Source organism: Nitrosococcus halophilus Nc 4, from assembly GCF_000024725.1.
Taxonomy (GTDB): Bacteria; Pseudomonadota; Gammaproteobacteria; order Nitrosococcales; family Nitrosococcaceae; genus Nitrosococcus; species Nitrosococcus halophilus.
The window spans coordinates 3,190,806-3,211,401 of the sequence record NC_013960.1 but is presented as its reverse complement, the minus strand read 5'-3'; the positions used below and the strand labels follow the sequence as shown (position 1 = coordinate 3,211,401).

24 protein-coding genes are annotated in these 20,596 nt (G+C 48.7%); 3 read left to right on the top strand and 21 right to left on the bottom strand.

Annotation, left to right across the window (positions count from 1 at the left end):
* Positions 1 to 42: 42 nt before the first annotated feature.
* The 3 genes from NHAL_RS15205 to NHAL_RS15195 form a co-directional block, all read right to left on the bottom strand.
* Positions 43 to 1,686 (bottom strand): SulP family inorganic anion transporter, encoded by a 1,644-nt coding sequence (locus NHAL_RS15205; RefSeq protein WP_013034034.1) that lies wholly within the window; start codon positions 1,684 to 1,686, stop codon positions 43 to 45.
* A 423-nt stretch (positions 1,687 to 2,109) separates the two neighbouring features.
* Positions 2,110 to 3,516, bottom strand: a complete 1,407-nt coding sequence (gene fumC / locus NHAL_RS15200) for a class II fumarate hydratase (protein WP_013034033.1) — start codon at positions 3,514 to 3,516, stop codon at positions 2,110 to 2,112.
* A complete protein-coding gene (locus NHAL_RS15195; RefSeq protein WP_013034032.1) occupies positions 3,513 to 4,034 on the bottom strand; it encodes a gamma-glutamylcyclotransferase family protein in 522 nt (173 codons plus the stop codon). Before NHAL_RS15195 ends, fumC begins: the two co-directional genes overlap by 4 nt.
* Positions 4,035 to 4,197: 163 nt before the next feature.
* Between NHAL_RS15195 and NHAL_RS15190 the strand changes: the two genes are divergently transcribed.
* The 3 genes from NHAL_RS15190 to NHAL_RS15180 all read left to right on the top strand — a co-directional run bounded on the left by NHAL_RS15190 (position 4,198) and on the right by NHAL_RS15180 (position 6,739).
* Positions 4,198 to 5,079, top strand: a complete 882-nt coding sequence (locus NHAL_RS15190) for a DNA replication terminus site-binding protein (RefSeq protein ID WP_013034031.1) — start codon at positions 4,198 to 4,200, stop codon at positions 5,077 to 5,079.
* Between the two features lie 69 nt (positions 5,080 to 5,148).
* Entirely contained in the window at positions 5,149 to 5,565 is a 417-nt protein-coding gene (locus NHAL_RS15185; protein WP_013034030.1) for a DUF29 domain-containing protein, read from the top strand.
* A 25-nt stretch (positions 5,566 to 5,590) separates the two neighbouring features.
* Positions 5,591 to 6,739, top strand: coding sequence for an aminotransferase class V-fold PLP-dependent enzyme (locus tag NHAL_RS15180; protein ID WP_013034029.1), 1,149 nt, complete (start codon positions 5,591 to 5,593; stop codon positions 6,737 to 6,739).
* A gap of 1 nt (position 6,740) precedes the next feature.
* On the opposite strand, the gene NHAL_RS21660 is transcribed toward NHAL_RS15180, so the two are convergent.
* The 18 genes from NHAL_RS21660 to NHAL_RS15095 all read right to left on the bottom strand — a co-directional run bounded on the left by NHAL_RS21660 (position 6,741) and on the right by NHAL_RS15095 (position 20,591).
* Complete coding sequence (locus NHAL_RS21660; RefSeq protein WP_013034028.1) at positions 6,741 to 6,911, bottom strand: hypothetical protein; 171 nt, start codon at positions 6,909 to 6,911, stop codon at positions 6,741 to 6,743.
* Positions 6,912 to 6,933: 22 nt separating this feature from the next.
* Positions 6,934 to 7,716, bottom strand: coding sequence for a TatD family hydrolase (locus tag NHAL_RS15175; protein WP_013034027.1), 783 nt, complete (start codon positions 7,714 to 7,716; stop codon positions 6,934 to 6,936).
* Between the two features lie 92 nt (positions 7,717 to 7,808).
* On the bottom strand, positions 7,809 to 8,177 hold the full coding sequence (locus tag NHAL_RS15170) for a PilZ domain-containing protein (protein ID WP_013034026.1): 369 nt from the start codon (positions 8,175 to 8,177) through the stop codon (positions 7,809 to 7,811).
* Entirely contained in the window at positions 8,164 to 9,177 is a 1,014-nt protein-coding gene (locus NHAL_RS15165) for a DNA polymerase III subunit delta' (protein WP_083761412.1), read from the bottom strand. Before NHAL_RS15165 ends, NHAL_RS15170 begins: the two co-directional genes overlap by 14 nt.
* On the bottom strand, positions 9,170 to 9,811 hold the full coding sequence (gene tmk, locus NHAL_RS15160; RefSeq protein WP_013034024.1) for a dTMP kinase: 642 nt from the start codon (positions 9,809 to 9,811) through the stop codon (positions 9,170 to 9,172). Before tmk ends, NHAL_RS15165 begins: the two co-directional genes overlap by 8 nt.
* Positions 9,812 to 9,817: 6 nt before the next feature.
* Positions 9,818 to 10,828 (bottom strand): endolytic transglycosylase MltG, encoded by a 1,011-nt coding sequence (gene mltG / locus NHAL_RS15155; RefSeq protein ID WP_013034023.1) that lies wholly within the window; start codon positions 10,826 to 10,828, stop codon positions 9,818 to 9,820.
* A gap of 24 nt (positions 10,829 to 10,852) precedes the next feature.
* Positions 10,853 to 11,674, bottom strand: coding sequence for an aminodeoxychorismate lyase (gene pabC, locus NHAL_RS15150; protein WP_013034022.1), 822 nt, complete (start codon positions 11,672 to 11,674; stop codon positions 10,853 to 10,855).
* Between the two features lie 33 nt (positions 11,675 to 11,707).
* Positions 11,708 to 12,952, bottom strand: a complete 1,245-nt coding sequence (fabF, locus tag NHAL_RS15145) for a beta-ketoacyl-ACP synthase II (RefSeq protein WP_041355049.1) — start codon at positions 12,950 to 12,952, stop codon at positions 11,708 to 11,710.
* 94 nt (positions 12,953 to 13,046) lie between these two features.
* The gene (gene acpP / locus NHAL_RS15140; RefSeq protein ID WP_013034020.1) at positions 13,047 to 13,283 is read right to left on the bottom strand and encodes an acyl carrier protein; all 237 of its coding nucleotides are present in this window, start codon (positions 13,281 to 13,283) and stop codon (positions 13,047 to 13,049) included.
* A 110-nt stretch (positions 13,284 to 13,393) separates the two neighbouring features.
* The gene (gene fabG, locus NHAL_RS15135; RefSeq protein WP_013034019.1) at positions 13,394 to 14,137 is read right to left on the bottom strand and encodes a 3-oxoacyl-ACP reductase FabG; all 744 of its coding nucleotides are present in this window, start codon (positions 14,135 to 14,137) and stop codon (positions 13,394 to 13,396) included.
* A 3-nt stretch (positions 14,138 to 14,140) separates the two neighbouring features.
* Positions 14,141 to 15,082 (bottom strand): ACP S-malonyltransferase, encoded by a 942-nt coding sequence (gene fabD / locus NHAL_RS15130; RefSeq protein ID WP_013034018.1) that lies wholly within the window; start codon positions 15,080 to 15,082, stop codon positions 14,141 to 14,143.
* A gap of 7 nt (positions 15,083 to 15,089) precedes the next feature.
* Entirely contained in the window at positions 15,090 to 16,058 is a 969-nt protein-coding gene (locus NHAL_RS15125) for a beta-ketoacyl-ACP synthase III (protein WP_013034017.1), read from the bottom strand.
* On the bottom strand, positions 16,055 to 17,077 hold the full coding sequence (gene plsX, locus NHAL_RS15120; protein WP_013034016.1) for a phosphate acyltransferase PlsX: 1,023 nt from the start codon (positions 17,075 to 17,077) through the stop codon (positions 16,055 to 16,057). Before plsX ends, NHAL_RS15125 begins: the two co-directional genes overlap by 4 nt.
* Before the next feature lie 13 nt (positions 17,078 to 17,090).
* Positions 17,091 to 17,288 carry a 50S ribosomal protein L32 gene (rpmF, locus tag NHAL_RS15115; protein ID WP_013034015.1) on the bottom strand — a complete coding sequence of 66 codons (198 nt, stop codon included), beginning with the start codon at positions 17,286 to 17,288 and terminating at the stop codon, positions 17,091 to 17,093.
* A 47-nt stretch (positions 17,289 to 17,335) separates the two neighbouring features.
* The gene (locus NHAL_RS15110; RefSeq protein WP_013034014.1) at positions 17,336 to 17,887 is read right to left on the bottom strand and encodes a YceD family protein; all 552 of its coding nucleotides are present in this window, start codon (positions 17,885 to 17,887) and stop codon (positions 17,336 to 17,338) included.
* 51 nt (positions 17,888 to 17,938) lie between these two features.
* The gene (gene purF / locus NHAL_RS15105) at positions 17,939 to 19,450 is read right to left on the bottom strand and encodes an amidophosphoribosyltransferase (protein ID WP_013034013.1); all 1,512 of its coding nucleotides are present in this window, start codon (positions 19,448 to 19,450) and stop codon (positions 17,939 to 17,941) included.
* 28 nt (positions 19,451 to 19,478) lie between these two features.
* Positions 19,479 to 19,985, bottom strand: a complete 507-nt coding sequence (locus NHAL_RS15100) for a CvpA family protein (protein ID WP_013034012.1) — start codon at positions 19,983 to 19,985, stop codon at positions 19,479 to 19,481.
* The gene (locus NHAL_RS15095; RefSeq protein ID WP_013034011.1) at positions 19,986 to 20,591 is read right to left on the bottom strand and encodes an SPOR domain-containing protein; all 606 of its coding nucleotides are present in this window, start codon (positions 20,589 to 20,591) and stop codon (positions 19,986 to 19,988) included.
* Between the last annotated feature and the right edge of the window lie 5 nt (positions 20,592 to 20,596).

Below are 20,596 nucleotides of genomic sequence, written 5' to 3'. Positions count from 1 at the left end.
GGGGGGAGGCCACAACCTTGTCGCCTCCCCAGCAATATTAGCCTAACGCCGATAGCGTGTTGATTGGGGGTGATCCGAATAGGATTTAAGCTGTTCCAGCCCCACCAACTCCACCGATCCTCCAGTTTCGCTATAGAGTTTGCCGTAGTGATTCAAAGCGCTCTGGGTAGTAAAGTCCGCCATTTTCGCTTCGGAAAAATCGACGACGATTTTCTTACCTTTGGGCAGTTTATCTAACTGACGTTTGAAAGAGAGATAATTGGTAAACATCGCTCCTTTTTTCACGTGTACCTGATACTCGCTCTCACTAGCCTTATCCACAGTTAGGCTGGGCACAAAGAGGGTGGAAGCAGGGGCTCCTATGATGAACCACTCGTAGAAGAATTTAAAGATAACGCCGACGAAAACCCCTACCAGCAGGTTAGTGAAAATACAGGTAATTAGAGTGACCAGGAAATAGAGGAGTTGATCCCGTCCAATTTTGTAGGTATGAATAAATTCGGCGGGAGAAGCTAGCTTATATCCCACAAATACCATCATGGCCGCCAAAGCTGAAATGGGGATCATTTGCATTACCGGGGCCAACGCAAAAATAAAAATTAAAATACAGGTACCGTGAAAAAAGTTAGACCAGCCAGTTCTGGCTCCCATCAGAACATTAGCCTTACTACGGACAATTTCAGCAATCATGGGCAAGCCGCCAAGGAGGCCGGAAACAGCACCCCCCGCACCCACTCCACGTAGGTCTTTGCTGATATCCGAGTGCCGGTGATAGGGATCTATTTGATCCACGGCTTTGGTGCTCAGGGCCGATTCGATGGCCGTAACCAAGCCGATGCTGATAACAGCGTACCAGAAGGCGCCACTCATAATTTTACCAAAATCGGGGCTAAATCCTCCTACCCAAGCCACTGCATCCAGGGGATTACCAGGTAAGGTAAGGAGTAATTCATTTCCCTCTCCAAGATTTAGCTGCTCTTGCAGGGTCCCCAGGTTTAGGGCTGCACCTGCTGGAATTGCAAAGAGCAGCACCCACAGGGGAGCCGGGATGAGCTGAATAAATTTGATCTTGATTAGGGGGTGAAGCGCCATGATCAGCAAAGAAATACCCCCCACTATGGCGACAGAGGGAAGCATATCAGCCAAACCTTGGGGAATGGCGGCAATGGTTCCAAGGACATCAGAGCCTAAAATTTTCTCTACTTCTGGAATTGCCCCCAGCATTTTGAAAATCATCTTGGCAAAGATGACTACCCCAATGTAAGCCAACATGCCGTGAATAACCGAAGTGGGGAAAATATCCGCCAGTTTTCCGGCTTTGGCCGCGCCAATGAGGAAAACCAAAATGCCTGCCACAAAAATAGCGGCTAGAGCATAGAGGTATCCCGCCTGGGGGTCTCCTTGACCAAGGCTTTCAATGGCTGCCAGGTTCACTACAATCAATCCGGCTGCCGGTCCATTGATGGTGACATAGGAGCCGTTGATGCGAGAAACGAGCATGCCTCCGATAATAGCTGCAATTAGGCCCGCCATGGGTGGAAAACCGGACGCTAGTGCAATTCCCAAACTTAAGGGTAATGCAATCAGGGAAATACTGAGTCCCGCCCTTAAATCAGCGGCCAGGTTTTCTCTTAAGCCAGCAAAACCTGTTTTAGGAATATTAAGGGTTTCAGTGTGCTGTGCCATCTTTTAATGATCCCGTCTTTATTGATGTTTATTTAATAAATACCTCATTGGTCGCTTTTCATGCCCTGCTGTTTCTGTCCCTAGATGGCTTTCGTAGAAGGAGGAAGCCAATTTAGGCCTGTCAAAGCGAATGGGTATAACAGGGCTACGAGAACCTTTTCTTTTAATGCGACTTCTGTGCCAGCTTTATAAGACGAGGGATAACTCACTAAATACTCAGAAAAAGTGAGGTAATAGAAGCCAGTTAACGAGATTTGGAAATCCAATAAAGCGGTTGATTTAAACCACTAGAGTGGGGGATTTCAACTGATTGTTTTAGCTATATTTTAAATTCTGCTTTAGCTTTAGAGGGCACTTGGAAATGGCTTTGAGGGGGAGGCACCCGCATAGGGCGCGTATCCCCCCCAACCTCCCAGGGAGGGGTTACTCAAAAGGATGGGCAAGCTTAGCCGGTTGCACAATGGCGTCAAACTTTTCGGCTGACAATACCTTGAGGTCTAAACAGGCTTGTTTAAGGGAAACTTCTTTTTCGAGGGCGTAGTGGGCGACTTTTGCCGCTTGGTCATAACCAATCTCGGGGGTCAATGCGGTCACTAACATGAGGGATTGGTTTACATAGCGTGCAATCTGGGCTCGGTTTGCTTTGAGCCCTTCTACCAAAAAGCGGGTGAAATTGTGGCAACCGTCTGTTAGAAGCGTGATGGAGTGGAGTAGGTTGAAGACCAGCATGGGCTTGAAAACGTTAAGTTCAAAGTTACCTTGGGAGCCGGCAATCCCAATGGCGGTATCATTACCCATGACTTGTGCCGCTATCATGGTCATCGCTTCGCACTGGGTGGGGTTGACTTTTCCAGGCATGATGGAAGAGCCGGGTTCATTGGCCGGTAATAGGAGTTCGCCCAATCCGCAGCGGGGTCCGGAACTTAACCAGCGAATATCATTGGCGATTTTCATTAGGGAGCAAGCTAATACCCGCAGGGTTCCGCTGGCCATTACCATCCCATCATGGGCGGCTAAGGCGGCAAATTTATTGCTTGCGGGAACAAAGGGAAGGCCGGTAAATTTACTAAGGTAGGCACTGACCCGTTCAGAAAATTGAGGGGGAGCATTTAAGCCGGTACCCACAGCGGTCCCGCCGATGGCTAACTCATAGAGCCCAGGTAAGGCCATTTCAATCCGTTTGAGATCATCATCTAGTTGGGCCACGTAGCCAGAAAATTCTTGCCCCAGGGTTAAAGGGACGGCATCTTGCAAGTGAGTGCGCCCAATTTTAACAATCCCTTCAAATTCCTCTGCTTTTTGATAGAGGGCATCGCGCAGCCTTCGCACTTGGGGAAGCAGCCGGGCTTGGATAGCTTTGGCTGAGGCAATATGCATCGCGGTGGGGAAAGTGTCGTTAGAAGATTGAGACAAATTGACATGATCATTGGGATGGATAGGCTCTTTGCTGCCCCTGACCCCTCCGGCAAGCTCAATAGCCCGGTTGGCGATGACCTCATTGACGTTCATATTTGCTTGAGTCCCGCTCCCCGTCATCCAAACCCGCAATGGGAAATGGCCTTCGAACTTACCATCCACAATTTCTGTTGCCGCTTGGGCAATAAGGTGGGCTTTCTCCTTTGATAGCTTACCTAGTTCTGCATTGGTTAAGGCAGCTGCCTTTTTGATGAGTCCAAAAGCTTCTATCACTTCCTGGGGGATAAAATCCTGACCAATGGAAAAATAAATCAACGAGCGCTGGGTTTGGGCGCCCCAATACCGATCGGCGGGTACCTCGATTTCACCCATACTGTCGGTTTCAATGCGTTTGTTTTGTTGGGTTGTGCTCATGAAGTACTCCTTCGCTTGGTCCGTTCAATCACTTCTATAAGGGGCGGTAAGAGTCTGGAAATAAGAGGAAAATCACTATACGGGATTTGCTTTAGGTAAGCGATGTATTCTTGGGGGAGATTAAACTCCTGGGCACCGGCAATCAACAAGTCACGGTAGCGTCGTGAGGGGCGACGGCCTTCTATGGGACGGGAACTTTGGTAGGCCCAGGCACTTATCCAACCACTTTTTGCACCTTCAACTTTAATCATAAGACGCTGATAGCCTCGACCTTCGAACCGATCTATTTGGGTGGCAGTATGAGCCGTTAAATGATGGAGAACGCCATATACGCAATCTGTTCGTGTAGGTTGAATGCTGGCGAAACAAGGTTCGATATAGGGTAATCCAGGTTGGTTAAAGACGAGTTGATATCCATCAAGACGAGCTTGTTCGCTGGAAAGGGGAATAATACCTCGACGCCGCACCAGAACATCAGTAAGCATATTGGCGCCATAGGCGAAATACCATGCTGACATTCTCCTGCCTCCTAGAAGAACTGAGATAGCGATTTATATAATAACGCAAATAAATTGAGGAGGTTATTAAGATAAATCAAACATAATTACTGTTCTATTATATCTCTTGCATGATAGGATCGGAATCCCCAGTAGATACATCTTAAATTAGAAATACGCCTTTATGATACACAGTCAACTTCGCGCTGTCCTTGCTACTGCAATGAATCGCTTAGAAAGCCATCTAAGGATACTTGATCAATCCTTAAGGGAAGAAGAGGGCTATCCCCTATGGGTATGGCACGAAAAAGACCCCAATAAGTCCCGTATACAACTCCGTCAAATAGTCACTGCAATTGATTATCAGGATGGACAGGATCCGGTTTCCACACGCATATGCCCCGCTCTAGTAGGGGTTTCTGCTACCACCCTAAAAACCGTTCACCATGTTAATGAAACTAAAGTCGCCTTGCAGCAAGCTTTAAAAAACATGGATGGCATTAAAATCGAAGAACAAGATCAAGAAACAGGTATTTCTGTATTGCGACCTTTAATTAAAATTGCTCTAGCATCTTTGGGACATGCCCGTTTACATCGCCGACAGGCAACACGAAAGCTTGTTATCCTAGAACAAATACCAGAATCAGTAAGTTTCGTTTGGAGTCGCTTACCAAAAATTGAGAGCATCGATATCACAGAGGCGCGGCACCGTTTAGAAGCGCGCCTTGAAAAAGCTCAAGGTAATTCCCTCCTAATTGAAGAAGACCTGCGTCGTTTAGGCCAATGTGATCCTAACGAACGTCTAGCCATTGTCAATCCTCCCCATATTCACCCTCGAGCTAATATTGCCTGGTCCACAGAGGAGGGAATAACACGGCGGGCACAAAAGCGGGCGGTTCTACCCATTTTTTATCCAGCATCTCGTTATGATAATCTTCCTCGCCTTCGGCCTCTTCCAGAGGAACCACCACCAACAGGGTTGCGACTACGACGCAACGATGCCACCATTGAGACGACCCCGTTCTTATTAACCATTCGGGGCCACCGTTATATATCTTCTTCATAGCCATGGAGATATGTTTTGGCATCTGGGGTAAGTGATAACTTGAGATTCTTGAGATTAAGGAGAGCAGAGATGACACACCAGGAGCTTTCCCCTGAACAAGATTTTCACGCTTGGGCATTGAATGCCGCCCAACGGGCTAGAGCCGGTTTATTAACCCCGCAGGAGTTAGAACAAGTGGCTGAGGAACTGGAGGATATGGCAGGCGGTGAACGGCGAGAACTCAAAAACCGATTGACCGTGCTGCTAGGGCATCTACTTAAATGGCAGTATCAGCCACAACGGCGGGGTAAGAGCTGGCAATTAACTATCAAAGAGCAGCGGGTAGCCGTGAAAGGTGTATTGAAGGACAATCCTAGTTTACGTCCACGGATTTTTGAATTTGGCGAGGAAACTTGCCACCTTCGAGCAAACTGGCTGGACCTGGAAACAGATTCTCGAGGCGGAATATTTTCCGGATTGATTGAGAACTTTCTGGAGTTCGCATAATATATATTATGTTAAATTATAAATAATGAAGAAAAATTACGCAGACCAATTCCCTCAACAAAAAGGGCTTATTTATCTTAATCACGCCGCCGTTGCACCTTGGCCTCAACAGAGCGCGGAGGCCGTCAAGCGTTTTGCTGAAGAAAATGCCACGACAGGAGCTCGGTATTACTCCCGTTGGGTAGAAACGGAAAAGCAACTGCGAGAATTGGCTTGCCATTTGATTAACGCCCCTTCAATAGACGATATTGCACTGATTAAAAACACTTCAGAAGGCTTATCTATCATTGCTAGCGGCTTGGAATGGCAGCCTGGTGACAACATTGTAACTAGCGATCAAGAATTTCCTTCTAATCGCATCCCTTGGCAAGCGCTAGCTGAACGAGATGTAGAATTACGCGAGGCCAATCTGAACGCGGAACTGACCCCTGAGGACTCCTTGCTAGCTCAAGTAGATGAACGTACCCAATTATTAACTATCAGTTCCGTTCAATACGCTTCCGGATTGAAGATGGATTTGGAGAAGCTAGGCCGGTTTTGTCGGCAGCGAGGTCTCTTATTTTGTGTTGACGCTATTCAAAGCTTAGGGGCACTAAGTTTTGACTGCCAAGCCAACCAAGCCGATTTCGTGGTTGCTGATGGTCATAAATGGATGCTGGGGCCAGAAGGTATGGGAATATTCTATAGCCGACCTGAAGCACGAGAAAAGCTAAAACTCCATCAATTTGGGTGGCATATGGTGGAAGCTATGGGAGATTACAACCGCAAGGACTGGAGCATCGCCCGTTCTGCGCGACGATTTGAATGTGGTAGTCTCAATACGATAGGGATTATCGCACTTAAGGGAAGTTTGAGCTTGTTACTCGATAAGGTAGGAATAGCCCATGTGGAACAGGCTGTGCTTGCGAATTCAACCTATCTCATCGAGCAGATCCAGAAAGAACCCGAACTCCAATTATTATCCCCTGCTTCCCTGGAGAGACGTTCCGGTATTGTCACTTTCAAACGCCAGGGCGCAGACCCCGCCGCCCTCCACCGCTATTTGATGGAACAAGGCGTGGTCTGCGCCCACCGGGGGGGCGGCATCCGTTTCTCCCCCCATTTCTACACCCCCAAGGAGGGGCTTAAGCAAGCTTTGGAGCTAGTCTCTGAATTTCCAGAGCGTGATATCTAATCTAATTGTCTTTTGCTCGCTCAATTTCCTCTTGAAGTAACTGGGGATCAATCAATTGAACCTCTTTTTCTCCTCCACCTCCCATTTGGGTGATACCCACTATAACCATTAAAATAATAAATAGAGCTATCACTCCAACGATGTATATTAACTGTTTATCCTGCTTTTCCATCACTTTCTCCTCTGATCAATTCTCAGACAGGTTCCGCTCTAGAGAACAAAGAAAAGAAGTTCTCTGCCGTTAGATCTTCAATATCCGCCACCGAGGTTTTTCGCAGCTCGGCAATGCATTGAGCTACATAACGGACATAAGCCGGTTGGTTGGGTTTTCCCCGGTGGGGTACTGGCGCTAGATAAGGAGAATCGGTTTCTATTAACAAACGATCAGCCGGAACTTGGGACGCCACTTTTTGCAAAGCACTAGCACTGCGGAAGGTAACAATTCCGGAAAAAGAAATATAGAACCCTAGGTCTAGCCCCTCCTTTGCCATTTCCCAATCTTCGGTAAAACAGTGAAATACCCCCCCCGCTTCACCGGCATCCTCTTCTTGCAGAATACGCAAGGTATCTTTTTTTGCTTGTCGGGTATGGATAATAAGCGGTTTTCCACACCCCTTTGCCGCCGCAATGTGGACTCGCAACCGTTCACGCTGCCATTCCAAATCCCCTTCGCTACGAAAATAATCCAGACCCGTCTCCCCAATCGCAACGACCTCTGGAGTAGTTGCCAACTCTACTAACTGCTCTACAGTGGGTTCAGTGCCTCCCCACGTATTGGGGTGTACCCCAACGGAGGCGGATACTTCAGGGTATTCCTGCGCCAACCCACGAATATCAGGAAAAGTTTCTAGGTCCACCGAGACACAGAGCATGTGATTCACCCCAGCTTCCCGGGCTTCTGCCACTACAGGGTGGACCGAACCACCAAAGGGGGACAAATCGAGCAAATTCAGATGGCAATGGGAATCAACCAACATAGAGCTTTATCACTGGTTATTTGGCAGAGAATCATTTAACTTTCAACAGCCATTTTATCACTTTTAAAATGATAATGACTAACTAAGCCCACTTACATAGTATGAGTCGGTTTTTCAGACTTGAGCATCCCGGCCAGATAATCTTCAATTTTGGCACGAGCCGCACCTCCATTAATATCATTAAATTGAACGCCAATTCCAGCAGCCCGATTACCCTGAGCTCCCCGAGGGGTAATCCAAACCACCTTACCGGCAACAGGGATCTTTTCGGTTTCTTCCATTAAAGTAAGAAGCATGAAAACTTCGTCCCCAATACGATAATTTCTACTCGTTGGGATGAATAAGCCCCCATTTTTAGTGAAGGGAATATAAGCATGATAGAGGGCGTTGGTATCTTTGATAGTCAAGGATAATATTCCTTGCCGAGGAGGTGGAGAGCCTGGCCGGTTAGGTATACTCATGATTAACCTCGCTAAAACACCAAAACCATTGGATCAATAACCCTTCTAGGAGGAGCTGGGGGTTGACACTGATCTGCCCTTTCCACAGCCACAGATCGCGATCGATTTTCTCTAACAACGCAAACAGCATTTTGAAATCTGTCCTTTCAGCAAGTAACTGGAGTGAATCGGCAATATCGTGGTTCACTAGAAATTTTCCAGAGGTTCCGCTTTTGAGACGGAGGATGTCTCCCACCAACGTAGACATCCAATATAGCGGTTCTCCTAAATCGTTCTTAAGATGATTCTGGGCTATTTCAAGAGGATCCGCCTTATCTTGGGCCAGGAAAAAAAGATTTTTAATAAAATGCTTGCGGAGCGATAAAAAATCCTGTTCGGCGTATTGCAAAGCTCGCAAGGGAGCCCCCCCTACCAGAGTTAGCAAGATCTTCAGTTCCCGCTCTCTAGAGGAAGGTAGTCGCTGCCGCAGCCATAATTGCGCCTCTTCCTGATGGGGGGGTGAAAACAACAACCGCTGACAGCGGCTGCGGATAGTCATGGGAAGTCGTGAAACTATAGCAGTAACGAGGATCAGAACAGTCTTGCCAGGAGGCTCTTCCAAGACTTTAAGCAGGCTGTTGGCAGCATTCAAGGTCATTGCCTCAGCGGGTAAGATTGTGACCGTCTTAACGTTTGATTGCCGCGCCTTGAGTGCTAAGTGGGTTTGGACTTGTCGGATCTGATCCACCGAAATCGTTTGTCTTCCTTCCTGGGGAAATAGATTCATATTGTCAGGATGGCTGCCAGCACGTTGCAGGCGACACCCAGAGCAGAAGCCACAGCCTTGTCCCCCCTCTTGGGGGTCTTCACAGGACAAGGCTTGAACTAAGTTGGCTGCAAAATCACGTTTCCCCATTCCCACGGGCCCTGCCAGCAAGAGGGCATGGGGCATGCGTTTTCTAGCCTGGGAGGCCATCAGGCTATTCCAATGAAATCGCTGCCACGGATAAAGTTCAGGCACCCTGATTGGCCTCTATAAATGCCATAATGACCTGTTGAATAGCCTCTTGTACTTCTGGTAAAGGCATGGAGGCATCAATCAAGCGAAACTCATCCACCCGCTCCTTAGCTAAAGAAAGATAGGCCTTACGGACACATTCAAAAAAACCAGCCTGCTCTTGTTCAAAACGATCCGGCTGTTGGCGACGACTTGCCGCCCGCTGTAACCCCACCCCAACCGGGACATCAAGCAAAAGGGTCAGATCGGGACGCAAATGATTTAGCGCCCAATGTTCAAGTGCTTCAATGCGGGCTAGAGGCAACCCCCGTCCCCCACCTTGGTAAGCGTAGCTGGCACCTGTAAAGCGATCACAAAGCACCCATCTTCCCCTCGCTAGAGCGGGAGAAATCACTTGTCGCACATGCTCAACACGGGCCGCAAACATTAGTAGGAGTTCTGTTTCGGCGGACATCCCCTCCAACCTTGGCGTCAATAATAACGTTCGGATCTGCTCTCCTAGGGGAGTGCCACCGGGTTCACGGGTAACGGTAACGGCTTTACCAGCGCTCTCAAGTAATTGTTGAATAAATTTCAACTGGGTGCTTTTTCCTGCTCCCTCGATGCCTTCAACCGAGATAAAACAACCTCTGCCCATAGGCGCTTAATTTCTATCCAGCTGATAAGTTTGCACTGCCGCCCTATGCTCTTCAAAGGTCGCGGAGAAATAATGGCTACCATCCCCCCGGGCAACAAAGTATAAGGCTTCTCCCCCGGCAGGACGCAATGCCGCTTTTAGGGCTCCGAGACTAGGCATACAAATAGGCGTAGGAGGAAGCCCCGAACGGGTATAAGTATTATAAGGCGTGTCTTCCCTTAAATCTCGACGCCGCAAGTCCCCATCAAACCGCTCCCCTAGACCGTAAATAACCGTTGGATCGGTTTGTAGACGCATTCCCTTTTGCAAACGCCGGGTGAATACTCCAGCAACCAAAGACAGTTCTTCAGGTAATGCCGTTTCCCGTTCCACGATAGAGGCCAAAATCAAGGCTTCATAGGAGTTCTGATAAGGAAGTCCAGGGGTTCTATCCCCCCATTCCCGCGCCAGATGTTCTGCCATGAGCTGGTATGCTCGCTGTAAAAAGTCCACATCAGTGGTGCCTCGAGGAAAGAAATAAGTATCAGGGAAAAACCTCCCTTCGGGATGTTCTTGAGGATAACCGAGACGCTTCATAATCTCAGAGACGGGTATTTCTCCCAAAGTTTGCCGAAGATGAGGGCTATTTTGGACCGCCTTCATCACTTGCGAAAAAGTCCATCCTTCCACCAAGGTCAAGCTGTATTGCTTGACCTTACCTGCCACGATTTGGCGCAGAAATTGCGGCGGTGTCGTTGCCGGTTGAACATCATATTCACCGGCCTTAATATCTCGAGCCACCCCCTGCCAGCGGGCTAATAATACCAAGTAGAGTGGGTACTCTAGGGCTTCCCTTTGGTGGAGTTCAGTAGCCACAGAGCGCACTGTAGCACCGCTCGGAACTACCAGGTGCAAACCTTCCTGGCCTACTTTAAGTGGAGTATGGTAAAAACGGTCATATTCAAACTTTACCCACAGCACCAACAATCCCATGCTAAAACCTAAAAAGACCAATGAAAAGAGAAAAGATTTGCGCATGATATCGCTGGCTTGCCTATTCTTTTAACAACCCCAGGAAAGTTGGCTATGAATTCGTTGCCGCAAGCGCTGGGTCACTGGCCCTAACGGATATTGGGTTTCCTCAAAACGGCGTACGGGCCATAGTCCCATTAAGCTATTACAGACGAAAACCTCTTCTGCGCTTTTGAGATCCGCCAGTGTCAATGAATATTCCGTCACTTTTAAATCCAATGGGAGGGCCTGTTCCAAGATAAACCCCCGCATAACTCCGGCTACCCCACAGCTAATTAAATCAGGCGTTTGCAGATTACCCTCTCGGACAATGAAGAGGTTGCTCATGGTTCCCCCGATAACGTACCCTTGAGAGTCTAGCATCACCCCTTCAGGGATCATTGGATCATCCCACTCGCTTCGGGCTAATACCTGTTCTAACCGATTAAGATGCTTGATTCCCGCTAAGTAGGGATTGTGGCCTAAAGGAGTCCGGCAAATTCGAAGAGTTATCCCGTACTCACTAGAAACCGCCGGATAATCTGGCCAGGGATGCATGGAAAGAATGCGGGTTGGTTGAGGTTGGGGGGGTGGCCGATAGCCGCGACCTCCGCTTCCCCGAGTCACGATAATTTTCAGCACCCCCTGGGAGATCCCCTGGCAGAGATTAGCTACCTCCTTATCAAGGACTTCCCGCTTAGGTACCGCTATTGCCAAACGGCGGCAACCTTCCTCTAACCGCCTTAAATGGGCGGCATAAAGTACAGCACGTTCCTTACAGACAGCAATAGTCTCAAATAACCCATCGCCATAGTGCAGGCCTCGATCAGCAACCTCAATCTCAGAGGTCACCCGGCCATTGATAAGGATCATTGGAGATAAAGCAGACCTCCACAAACGAGAAGTTTACTTTAACTGGCGGAAGACCAAAGATCCATTGGTGCCACCAAAGCCAAAAGAGTTAGAGATAACCGTTTCAATCTTCATCTCTCGAGCGGTATTCGGCACATAATCTAGCCCTTCACATTCCGGATCGAGATTAAAGATATTAATGGTGGGAGGGGCAACTTGATCACGGATAGCCAACACCGAGAATATGGCCTCAAGCCCTCCGGCAGCACCTAGCAAATGCCCCGTCATTGACTTGGTAGAGCTCACCGCAACCTTTTCGGCATAATCTCCTAAAACAGCTTTAACCGCTAAAGTTTCGGCCCGATCACCAGCAGGCGTTGAAGTGCCATGAGCATTGATATAATCCACTTCTTCCCCATTGAGATGAGCATCCTTCAACGCATTCGCCATGCACCGGGCAGCGCCCTCTCCATCTTTCGGTGGCTGAGTCATATGATAGGCATCAGCGCTCATCCCAAAGCCCACTACCTCAGCGTAGATTTGAGCCCCTCGTCGCTTAGCATGTTCTAACTCTTCCAGGACGACAACTCCCGCCCCATCACTGAGGACAAAACCATCCCGGTCTTTATCCCAAGGACGGCTGGCAATTTCTGGATCTTCATTGCGGGTGGACAAGGCACGGGCAGAGGCAAAACCACCCAGTCCGGTAGGAGAAGTGGCCATTTCAGCACCACCGGCAATCATAACTTCCGCCTCACCACGCTGGATGATACGCATCGCCTCACCGATATTGTGGGTTCCCGTAGTACAGGCAGTCACAATAGCGATATTAGGGCCCTTCATCCCATAAAGGATAGATAAATTCCCGGCAATCATGTTAATGATATTGCTCGGCACGAAAAAGGGAGAAATCTTTCGTGGCCCCCCTTGGAGATACGCTCCATGTCCCAACTCAATCCCGTGCAAGCCACCAATCCCTGAACCAATGGCAACCCCTACTTGGATGGCATTGGCTTCATTGATTTCTAACCCCGCATCTTCAATGGCCTGTTTAGATGCCGCAATACCGTAGTGAATAAAGGGGTCCATTTTACGGGCATCTTTAAGGGGAAGATAATGGCTCACATCAAATCCCTTTACCGCACCCCCAAAACGGACAGAAAAACTTGAAACATCAAAATGGGTAATGGGTCCAATACCACTTTTACCCGCCAAGATGTTGGTCCAAGATTCTTCAACACTCAACCCCATTGGACAAACAGTACCGAGACCGGTAACGACAACCCGCCTGTCAGACAACAAATTACCCCCTTTTAAATAAAGAAACGCGGCCGCATTACGGTGTTTCCATGATACGGCCTGGCCTCTTACTACGGATTAATGAGTAGTATGTTTACCCTTGACGTTCTTTGATGTAGTCAATCGCTTCTTGAACAGTGGAAATTTTCTCCGCTTCTTCATCGGGAATTTCACACTCAAACGCTTCTTCCAGCGCCATTACAAGCTCTACAGTATCTAGTGAATCAGCACCAAGATCATCTACAAAAGATGACTCATTAGCCACTTCATCGGAATTCACTCCCAGCTGTTCAACCACGATTTCCTTAACTCGGGTTTCTATGTCACTCATAACAATTTATTCCTCCAAAAGACAGTCTCGCAGACTTAACTGCGGGTGCTAGTTTATCGGTAACCCCCTAAAGCGACAAGATAATGTGATCTCAAGTATCACAAACACAACTAAGTCATATAGAGTCCGCCATTGACATGCAAGGTTTCCCCCGTAATATAGCCCGCCTCTGGGCTTGCAAGAAAAGCCACTGCAGCCGCAACCTCTTGGGCATTGCCTAACCGGTTCAGCGGAATTTGCGCCAGTAATCCCTCTCGCTGAGAGTTGTCCAAAGCACGTGTCATGTCCGTATCGATAAAGCCTGGCGCCACAGTATTAACGGTAATTCCACGCGCTCCCACCTCTCGCGCAAGAGCTTTGGTAAATCCTATCATGCCCGCTTTTGCGGCGGCATAATTGGTTTGCCCGGCATTTCCCATCACCCCCGTTACCGAGGTGATATTAATAATACGTCCCCAACGGGCTTTCACCATACCTCGAATACACCCCTTCGAAAGGCGGTAAACAGAAGTCAAGTTGGTATTCAGGATGGCCTCCCATTCCTCATCCTTCATGCGCATTAGTAAATTATCGCGGGTAATGCCGGCATTATTTACCAAAATAGCAGGGGCACCTAGCTGCTCTACTATTGCAGCTAGGGCTGAATCAATTGAGGTGGGCTCGGAAACATCTAAGACCACACCGACACCTGACCACCCCTGGTCTGCAAGAAAAGCAGTAATCCCATCTGCACCTGCTTTTGATGTGGCCGTTCCAGCAACTGTCGCTCCTTGGAGAGCAAGTGCCTCGGCAATAGCCCGGCCGATACCTCGACTTGCTCCTGTCACTAAAGCAACTTTGCCTTCCAATTTCATTGATTATGCTTCTCCAACTATTTTCAGTGCTTTCTCAAGGCTGGCCGGGTCGTGAACTGGCAATGCTGCCATACTCTTATCAATTCGCTTGATTAACCCCGTCAACACCTTACCGGGCCCACATTCAACCAACGTGCTTACCCCCTGGGACTTTAGCCAAGCTATCGTTTCCACCCAACGTACGGGATGATCCAACTGGCGAGTTAGAGCATCACCGATAGCCTCTGGAGTTTGGTTAACAGCCACATCTACATTATTCACTACGGGAATAGACGGTGTTTTAATAGCAAAGTCTGAGAGGCGTTGGCGAAGCCGCTCTGCCGCCGGCTCCATAAGTCGACAATGGGAAGGAACACTCACCGAAAGAGTCACAGCCCGCTTTGCTCCAACTTCCCGGGCCTCTTCTACTGCTCGGTTAACCGCCTCAGCGTGCCCTGCGATCACCACTTGGCCCGGGGCATTAAAATTAACAGCTTCTATGACCAGACCCTGGGCAGTTTGTTTGCAAATATTTTTGACCGCTTCATCAGAAAGGCCAAGAATAGCAGCCATTGCTCCTTCCTTTTGCGGTACGGCCTCCAGCATATAACGCCCTCGATCGGCAACCAACCCTACCGCTGCTTCAAACTCAATGGCTCCGGCACACACCCATGCCGTATACTCTCCTAAACTGTGTCCCGCCATAAAAGCTGGGCACTGTCCTCCTGCGGCGCGCCAAACCCGCCAAACAGCCACCCCCGCCGCCAACATGGCAGGCTGAGTGTAGTCAGTGCGGTTCAAGTCCTCTTCAGGTCCTGCCTGCACCAACTGCCACAGATCATATCCAAGAATGGCAGAGGCTTGGGTAAAGGTCTCTCGGACTTGAGGTTGGGATTCGGCCAGGTCAGCTAACATCCCCAGGGCTTGAGAACCCTGTCCCGGAAACACAAACGCTAATTTATTCATCTTTATTTCAATACATTAGCAAAGCGGAGCCCCAGGTGAAGCCACCGCCAAAGGCTTCAAGGAGAAGCGTGTCTCCCCGCTTAATACGCCCATCACGGACCGCGATATCAAGGGCTAGAGGAACAGAGGCCGCAGAGGTATTACCATGGGCATCAACAGTAACGACAACCCGTTCCATGGGAAGATTGAGCTTTTTAGCAGTAGCGGCAATAATTCGGATATTAGCCTGGTGAGGAATAAGCCAATCAATTTCCTGCTGATCCATACTATTGGCTGCTAGCGTTTCCTCAACAATGCGCTCCAAAGTTCGGACCGCCATCTTGAAAACCTCATTTCCTTGCATCTGAATAAAAGCCTCTCCTTGCTTCAGCAGCTCATAGGCTTCAGAAATACCAGCCGGTACAGTCAGGAGTTGTTGGTAACTACCATCCGCATGAAGGTGGGTTGAAAGTATTCCAGGTTCTGGGCTGGCTTGAAGCACGACCGCTCCTGCACCATCGCCAAAAAGCACACAAGTAGTGCGATCAGTCCAGTCGACGATGCGAGATAAGGTCTCAGTTCCCACGACCAAGGCAGTTCGAGCGCTACCGGTACGAATAAATTTCTCAGCCACACCTAAGGCATAGACAAAACCTGTACAAACGGCCTGGATATCAAAAGCAGCACAGCCATGGATATCCAATCGTTGTTGGAGCAAACAGGCAGTGCTAGGGAAGACCCGGTCAGGAGTGGTGGTAGCCACCACGATAAGATCAATCTCCTGGGGTGAGATACCCGCCGCTTCAATGGCCCGCCGAGTGGCTAATTCAGCAAGATCGCAAGCGGTTTGCCCAGGATCGACCACATGCCGCCTTTTGATTCCCGTCCGTTCAGTAATCCACTGATCAGAGGTCTCCACCATCCGCTCTAAATCGGCGTTAGTGAGGATTCTTTCAGGAAGAAACCCACCGGTTCCTATGATACGAGCATAACTCAAACTGCTTGCCCTTCTAACAACCACGGCTCTATATGGGCACTGATGTGTTTCGGCACGTCCTTACGGGCCTCAATTACAGCAATGCGGATGGCGTGGGCAAAAGCTGTCATATCTGCCCCACCATGGCTTTTTATGACCACCCCATTAAGCCCTAGCAAATTAGCTCCATTGTAGCGACGGGGATCCATTCGCTCTCGAAAAGTCTTCAGTACTGGTCGAACAAGGAGACTCACAAGGCGGGTAAAAAAGTTGCGTTGGAAGGACTCCCGCAGGTAATGGCGGACCATTCGTGCGACCCCTTCGCTGGATTTTAATGCCACATTTCCTACAAAACCGTCACAGACAACCACATCAACACGGCCTTCGTAGACATCATCCCCCTCGACAAATCCCACATAGTTCAAATGACTCTGAGCGAGCATACGGCTTGCCTGTTTGATTTGTTCATTACCTTTAATGACTTCAGTGCCAATATTTAATAGCCCGATCGACGGTTCCGGAACATTATCAATGGCATTGGCCAATACCGAACCCATCAATGCAAACTGATATAGATTTTCAGCACTGGAATTCACGTTAGCACCCAAGTCTAACATGTAGCAATGCCCCTGGATTGTCGGCAGAGCAGAAACGATAGCAGGTCGGTCAATCCCAGGGAGAGTCTTGAGTACAAAACGGGCAATAGCCATTAAGGCACCAGTATTACCAGCGCTGACACAGGCATCGGCCTTCCCGTTCTTAACTAGGTTAATAGCAACCCGCATGGAAGAATCTTTTTTAGCCCGTAAAGCTTGAGAGGGTGCCTCATCCATTTCAACTTTTTGCGAGGCATGTTGGATAATTAAACGCGCCCCTATTTCCCCATGGTGTGCTGCTACCAAGCTACATAGCAGATCTTGGTCCCCGGTCAAAATCAATCTAACGTCCTCCATTTCAGAGAGGACCTTGAGTGCGGCAGGAACCACCACCTGGGGGCCATGATCACCCCCCATGGCATCTAACGCAATTGTTACAGTCAATGCTGGAGCGCCTTTATTCTTCTTCGGCTTCGGCCTCGTCCTTACTGACCAGCACCTTTTTACCCCGGTAATAACCGTCTGGCGTAATATGATGCCGGCGGTGGGTTTCTCCAGAGGAGGCGTCCACAGAAAGAGTAGGTTTCCGCAGCCCATCATGGGCGCGGCGCATACCCCGCTTAGAAGGGGTTTTCTTGTTTTGCTGAACAGCCATGGTAATGCTCCTTAAATTTAAACGGGTGGACGCACATCGTCTCTATTTTATGGATCGCGCTTATCTTTAATTTTGAAATTTTTAAGGACTGCAAAAGGGCTTGACCCCTGCTGAGATGTTCCTTGCTCTTCTTTTTTATCTTGATCTACCACCCATTGGGGGACTTCACCCTGAGGACATTCACCGAGAGGATGCCTGGCTACGATGGGGAGAGCTAGAAGCAATTCCTCTTCCACCAGGCTCCATAGGGATGCGGTCTCTTCCGGTTCTACAATCCATGGTTCATATTCATCAGGCCAACGGTGGATTTCCGACTCAGCCACCATTAATCCCAATTTTGTTTGGGTATCAAGCTCAATTTCTACTGGTTGCAAACAGCGTTGACAAACCAACTGTAGGTCCGCCCTGATGCGCCCTTGGGCAAAGCAGCAACCTCCCTCATCACAGTCAAATGCAAGCTCAACTTCAGCAACGCTTTGCCTATTAAGAATTTCCTGTCCTAGTTGCGGCATTTGGGCAAGGGGTACTTGCCCTTGAAGCGTTCGACCAGATCGGGCCAATTGCCAAGGCAATATACGATCCGGTAAGCTTTTCACCATATAACAAAACGGAGAATTTTAGCGAGCGGCGTCAATGCTGTCAAAATATTACTATGCCGTGTTATAAAGCTCAATGATATTCATGTCACGTTCTTCCTGAACCCACTTAGCACTATCCGAGCGATTGTTTTCCAGCTGCTTTAAATACTCAGTATTGACATCACCAGTAATATAATTGCCGGTAAAACAAGAAGTGTCAAAGCAAGTAAGCGCAGGATTGCGCTTACGAACTGCTTCGATAAGGTCTAGTAAATCCTGATAGATTAGCCAATCGGCACCTAGAATATTGGCAACTTCTTGCTCAGTACGGCCATGGGCGACTAATTCGCTCGCTGCGGGCATATCAATACCATAGACATTAGGATAGCGTACAGGAGGGGAAGCTGAAGCAAAATACACCTTGCGAGCACCTGCCTCTCGCGCCATCTGGATGATCTGTTGGGAGGTGGTCCCCCGTACGATGGAGTCATCTACGAGCAACACGTTTTTGCCTTTAAATTCCAAATCAATGGGATTGAGTTTCTGGCGGACCGACTTTTTTCTCTGTTTCTGACCAGGCATGATGAAGGTCCGACCAATGTAGCGATTCTTGATGAATCCTTCTCGATACACAACTCCCAAAGCATAGGCTAGCTGCAAAGCCGCACTGCGACTGGTATCAGGGATGGGGATAACCACATCAATATCGTGATCCGGACGCTCTCGCAATATTTTCTGCGCAAGTTTTTCTCCCATTCGCATGCGGGATTTATGTACCGAAACATCATCGATCATCGAATCAGGTCGGGCAAGATAAACATATTCAAAAATACACGGGGAATACATTGAATTATCGGCGCACTGCCAGGCATGAAATTTACCATTCATATCAATGAAAATGGCTTCCCCCGGCGCTACATCGCGGACTAATTTATACCCCAGGGCGTCAATAGCAACGCTTTCAGAGGCCACGATATATTCAGCTTTACCCGATCCTTCACGCTTGCCAAAAACCAGAGGGCGAATCCCATAGGGATCCCGAAAAGCCAGGATACCGTAGCCCGCAATCATCGCCACCACCGCATATGCCCCCCGACAACGCTGGTGCACTTGGCTGACTGCAGTAAACAGGTCGCTCGGCATGATGCGCATTTTGTTTAATTGCTGCAACTCATGGGCAAGCACATTAAGTAATACTTCTGAATCAGAGTTGGTATTAATATGCCGCCTATCTGCCTGGAAAAGGGCCTGTTTTAGTTCCTCAGTGTTAGTAAGGTTGCCGTTGTGGGCAAAAGTAATGCCATAGGGGGAATTCACATAAAAGGGTTGGGCTTCAGCCGAGGAGGAACAACCTGCGGTGGGGTAACGAACGTGGCCCATCCCCATGCTCCCCTTAAGCATCAACATATGGCGGGTCTGGAAAACATCCTTAACCAGGCCATTATCCTTACGCAGATATAACCGCCCTTTATCATAGGTCACGATACCCGCCGCATCTTGCCCTCGATGCTGCAATACCGTGAGACCATCATACAGGGTTTGATTAACCTCCCCATTACCCACAATGCCGATGATACCGCACATTTTTTCCTATCCCCTCATAATGGGTTATTTAAAATTGAATATGTCCGGCGATATCAGGGGGCATGAAGCTCCGTGCCCAAAGGGCTAGTCCCTGAAAATAATTAAGCAATTGGGAATCCCGCCACCATGGGTCCTGGGGTATTGGAGTCATTCCAGCCAAGAGAACCAGCACCGTCACAATGGCTACCCCTCGGGTAATACCAAAGATAACGCCAAGCATTCGATCTGTACCCGTTAAGCCCGTTGTTTGCACTAATTTGACAATGAGATAGTTGACTATCCCCGCAAGCAACAAAGTTAACAGCAAGAGCAGAAAAAAGGCGATGACTAACCGCAGTGAAGGTGGAACAGAAATCAGCTCAGTTAGCTGCTCAGCAACCTGGGGTGAGAAACCTAAAGCCACCCAAAAAGCCAATACCCAAGCAGCCAGGGATAAAGTTTCCCTGACAAAACCTCTGGCCAAACTGATAACTCCCGAGATAAAAACGATTCCAATAATTAAATAATCTACCCAGATCAAGACCTTATTCCCCATTCAACCCTTGGAGGGTGAGATAATAAAAGCCTTAATCTGCAGCTGCCGTTCTAATTCTTCCTTAAGTTTTTTAGCGCGCACTTTATCCTTCTCCGGGCCTACCCGAACTTTATAAACCGCCTTTGCCCCATTTTTTACTGTTTTTATAAACGCCCTATAGCCAGAAGAAACCGCATCATTGCGCATTCGTAGCGCATTTTTCTGATGGGTAAAACTGCCTATTTGGATAAACCAGCCCCTTACAACCTCCGGGGATCTAGGCGGGGCAGAATTGGGTGATTCTGTTAAGGAACTCAAAGGGGTCCCCCTAGCCGGCAGCGGCGTAGAAAGCTTTCTCTCCTGGTCGAGTCCCTCAAGATTTGACGATTCCCGCTTATCTTCTTCTGGCAACAACTTAACCGCAGAAACAAACGCAGGATCTTCACGTTTGTTTGATGGAAGCTCTATCTGAGATAACGAATCCCCCTTCCCCCCCACAGACTCTTGGCGCTCAGGTTCAAGGGCAATCTCGGACGGTTCCCCCAACAGAAAAGGGATCACAATGATCCCCATTCCTATCAACACCATCGCGCCAACCAACCGTTGCTTTAGATTTTGCTCCAGCACGGTAA

What these genes read in the sequence shown, in the direction of transcription:
- NHAL_RS21660 (WP_013034028.1), bottom strand. Translation starts at nt 6,911, where the DNA reads ATGGAAAAGCAGGATAAACAGTTAATATACATCGTTGGAGTGATAGCT.
- tmk (WP_013034024.1), bottom strand. Translation starts at nt 9,811, where the DNA reads ATGGGCAGAGGTTGTTTTATCTCGGTTGAAGGCATCGAGGGAGCAGGA.
- NHAL_RS15205 (WP_013034034.1), bottom strand. Translation starts at nt 1,686, where the DNA reads ATGGCACAGCACACTGAAACCCTTAATATTCCTAAAACAGGTTTTGCT.
- rpmF (WP_013034015.1), bottom strand. Translation starts at nt 17,288, where the DNA reads ATGGCTGTTCAGCAAAACAAGAAAACCCCTTCTAAGCGGGGTATGCGC.
- pabC (WP_013034022.1), bottom strand. Translation starts at nt 11,674, where the DNA reads ATGATCCTTATCAATGGCCGGGTGACCTCTGAGATTGAGGTTGCTGAT.
- mltG (WP_013034023.1), bottom strand. Translation starts at nt 10,828, where the DNA reads ATGCGCAAATCTTTTCTCTTTTCATTGGTCTTTTTAGGTTTTAGCATG.
- fabG (WP_013034019.1), bottom strand. Translation starts at nt 14,137, where the DNA reads ATGAAATTGGAAGGCAAAGTTGCTTTAGTGACAGGAGCAAGTCGAGGT.
- fabD (WP_013034018.1), bottom strand. Translation starts at nt 15,082, where the DNA reads ATGAATAAATTAGCGTTTGTGTTTCCGGGACAGGGTTCTCAAGCCCTG.
- fumC (WP_013034033.1), bottom strand. Translation starts at nt 3,516, where the DNA reads ATGAGCACAACCCAACAAAACAAACGCATTGAAACCGACAGTATGGGT.
- NHAL_RS15175 (WP_013034027.1), bottom strand. Translation starts at nt 7,716, where the DNA reads ATGTTGGTTGATTCCCATTGCCATCTGAATTTGCTCGATTTGTCCCCC.
- NHAL_RS15185 (WP_013034030.1), top strand. Translation starts at nt 5,149, where the DNA reads ATGACACACCAGGAGCTTTCCCCTGAACAAGATTTTCACGCTTGGGCA.
- NHAL_RS15195 (WP_013034032.1), bottom strand. Translation starts at nt 4,034, where the DNA reads ATGTCAGCATGGTATTTCGCCTATGGCGCCAATATGCTTACTGATGTT.
- NHAL_RS15180 (WP_013034029.1), top strand. Translation starts at nt 5,591, where the DNA reads ATGAAGAAAAATTACGCAGACCAATTCCCTCAACAAAAAGGGCTTATT.
- NHAL_RS15190 (WP_013034031.1), top strand. Translation starts at nt 4,198, where the DNA reads ATGATACACAGTCAACTTCGCGCTGTCCTTGCTACTGCAATGAATCGC.
- purF (WP_013034013.1), bottom strand. Translation starts at nt 19,450, where the DNA reads ATGTGCGGTATCATCGGCATTGTGGGTAATGGGGAGGTTAATCAAACC.
- acpP (WP_013034020.1), bottom strand. Translation starts at nt 13,283, where the DNA reads ATGAGTGACATAGAAACCCGAGTTAAGGAAATCGTGGTTGAACAGCTG.
- NHAL_RS15170 (WP_013034026.1), bottom strand. Translation starts at nt 8,177, where the DNA reads ATGAGTATACCTAACCGGCCAGGCTCTCCACCTCCTCGGCAAGGAATA.
- NHAL_RS15110 (WP_013034014.1), bottom strand. Translation starts at nt 17,887, where the DNA reads ATGGTGAAAAGCTTACCGGATCGTATATTGCCTTGGCAATTGGCCCGA.
- NHAL_RS15100 (WP_013034012.1), bottom strand. Translation starts at nt 19,985, where the DNA reads ATGGGGAATAAGGTCTTGATCTGGGTAGATTATTTAATTATTGGAATC.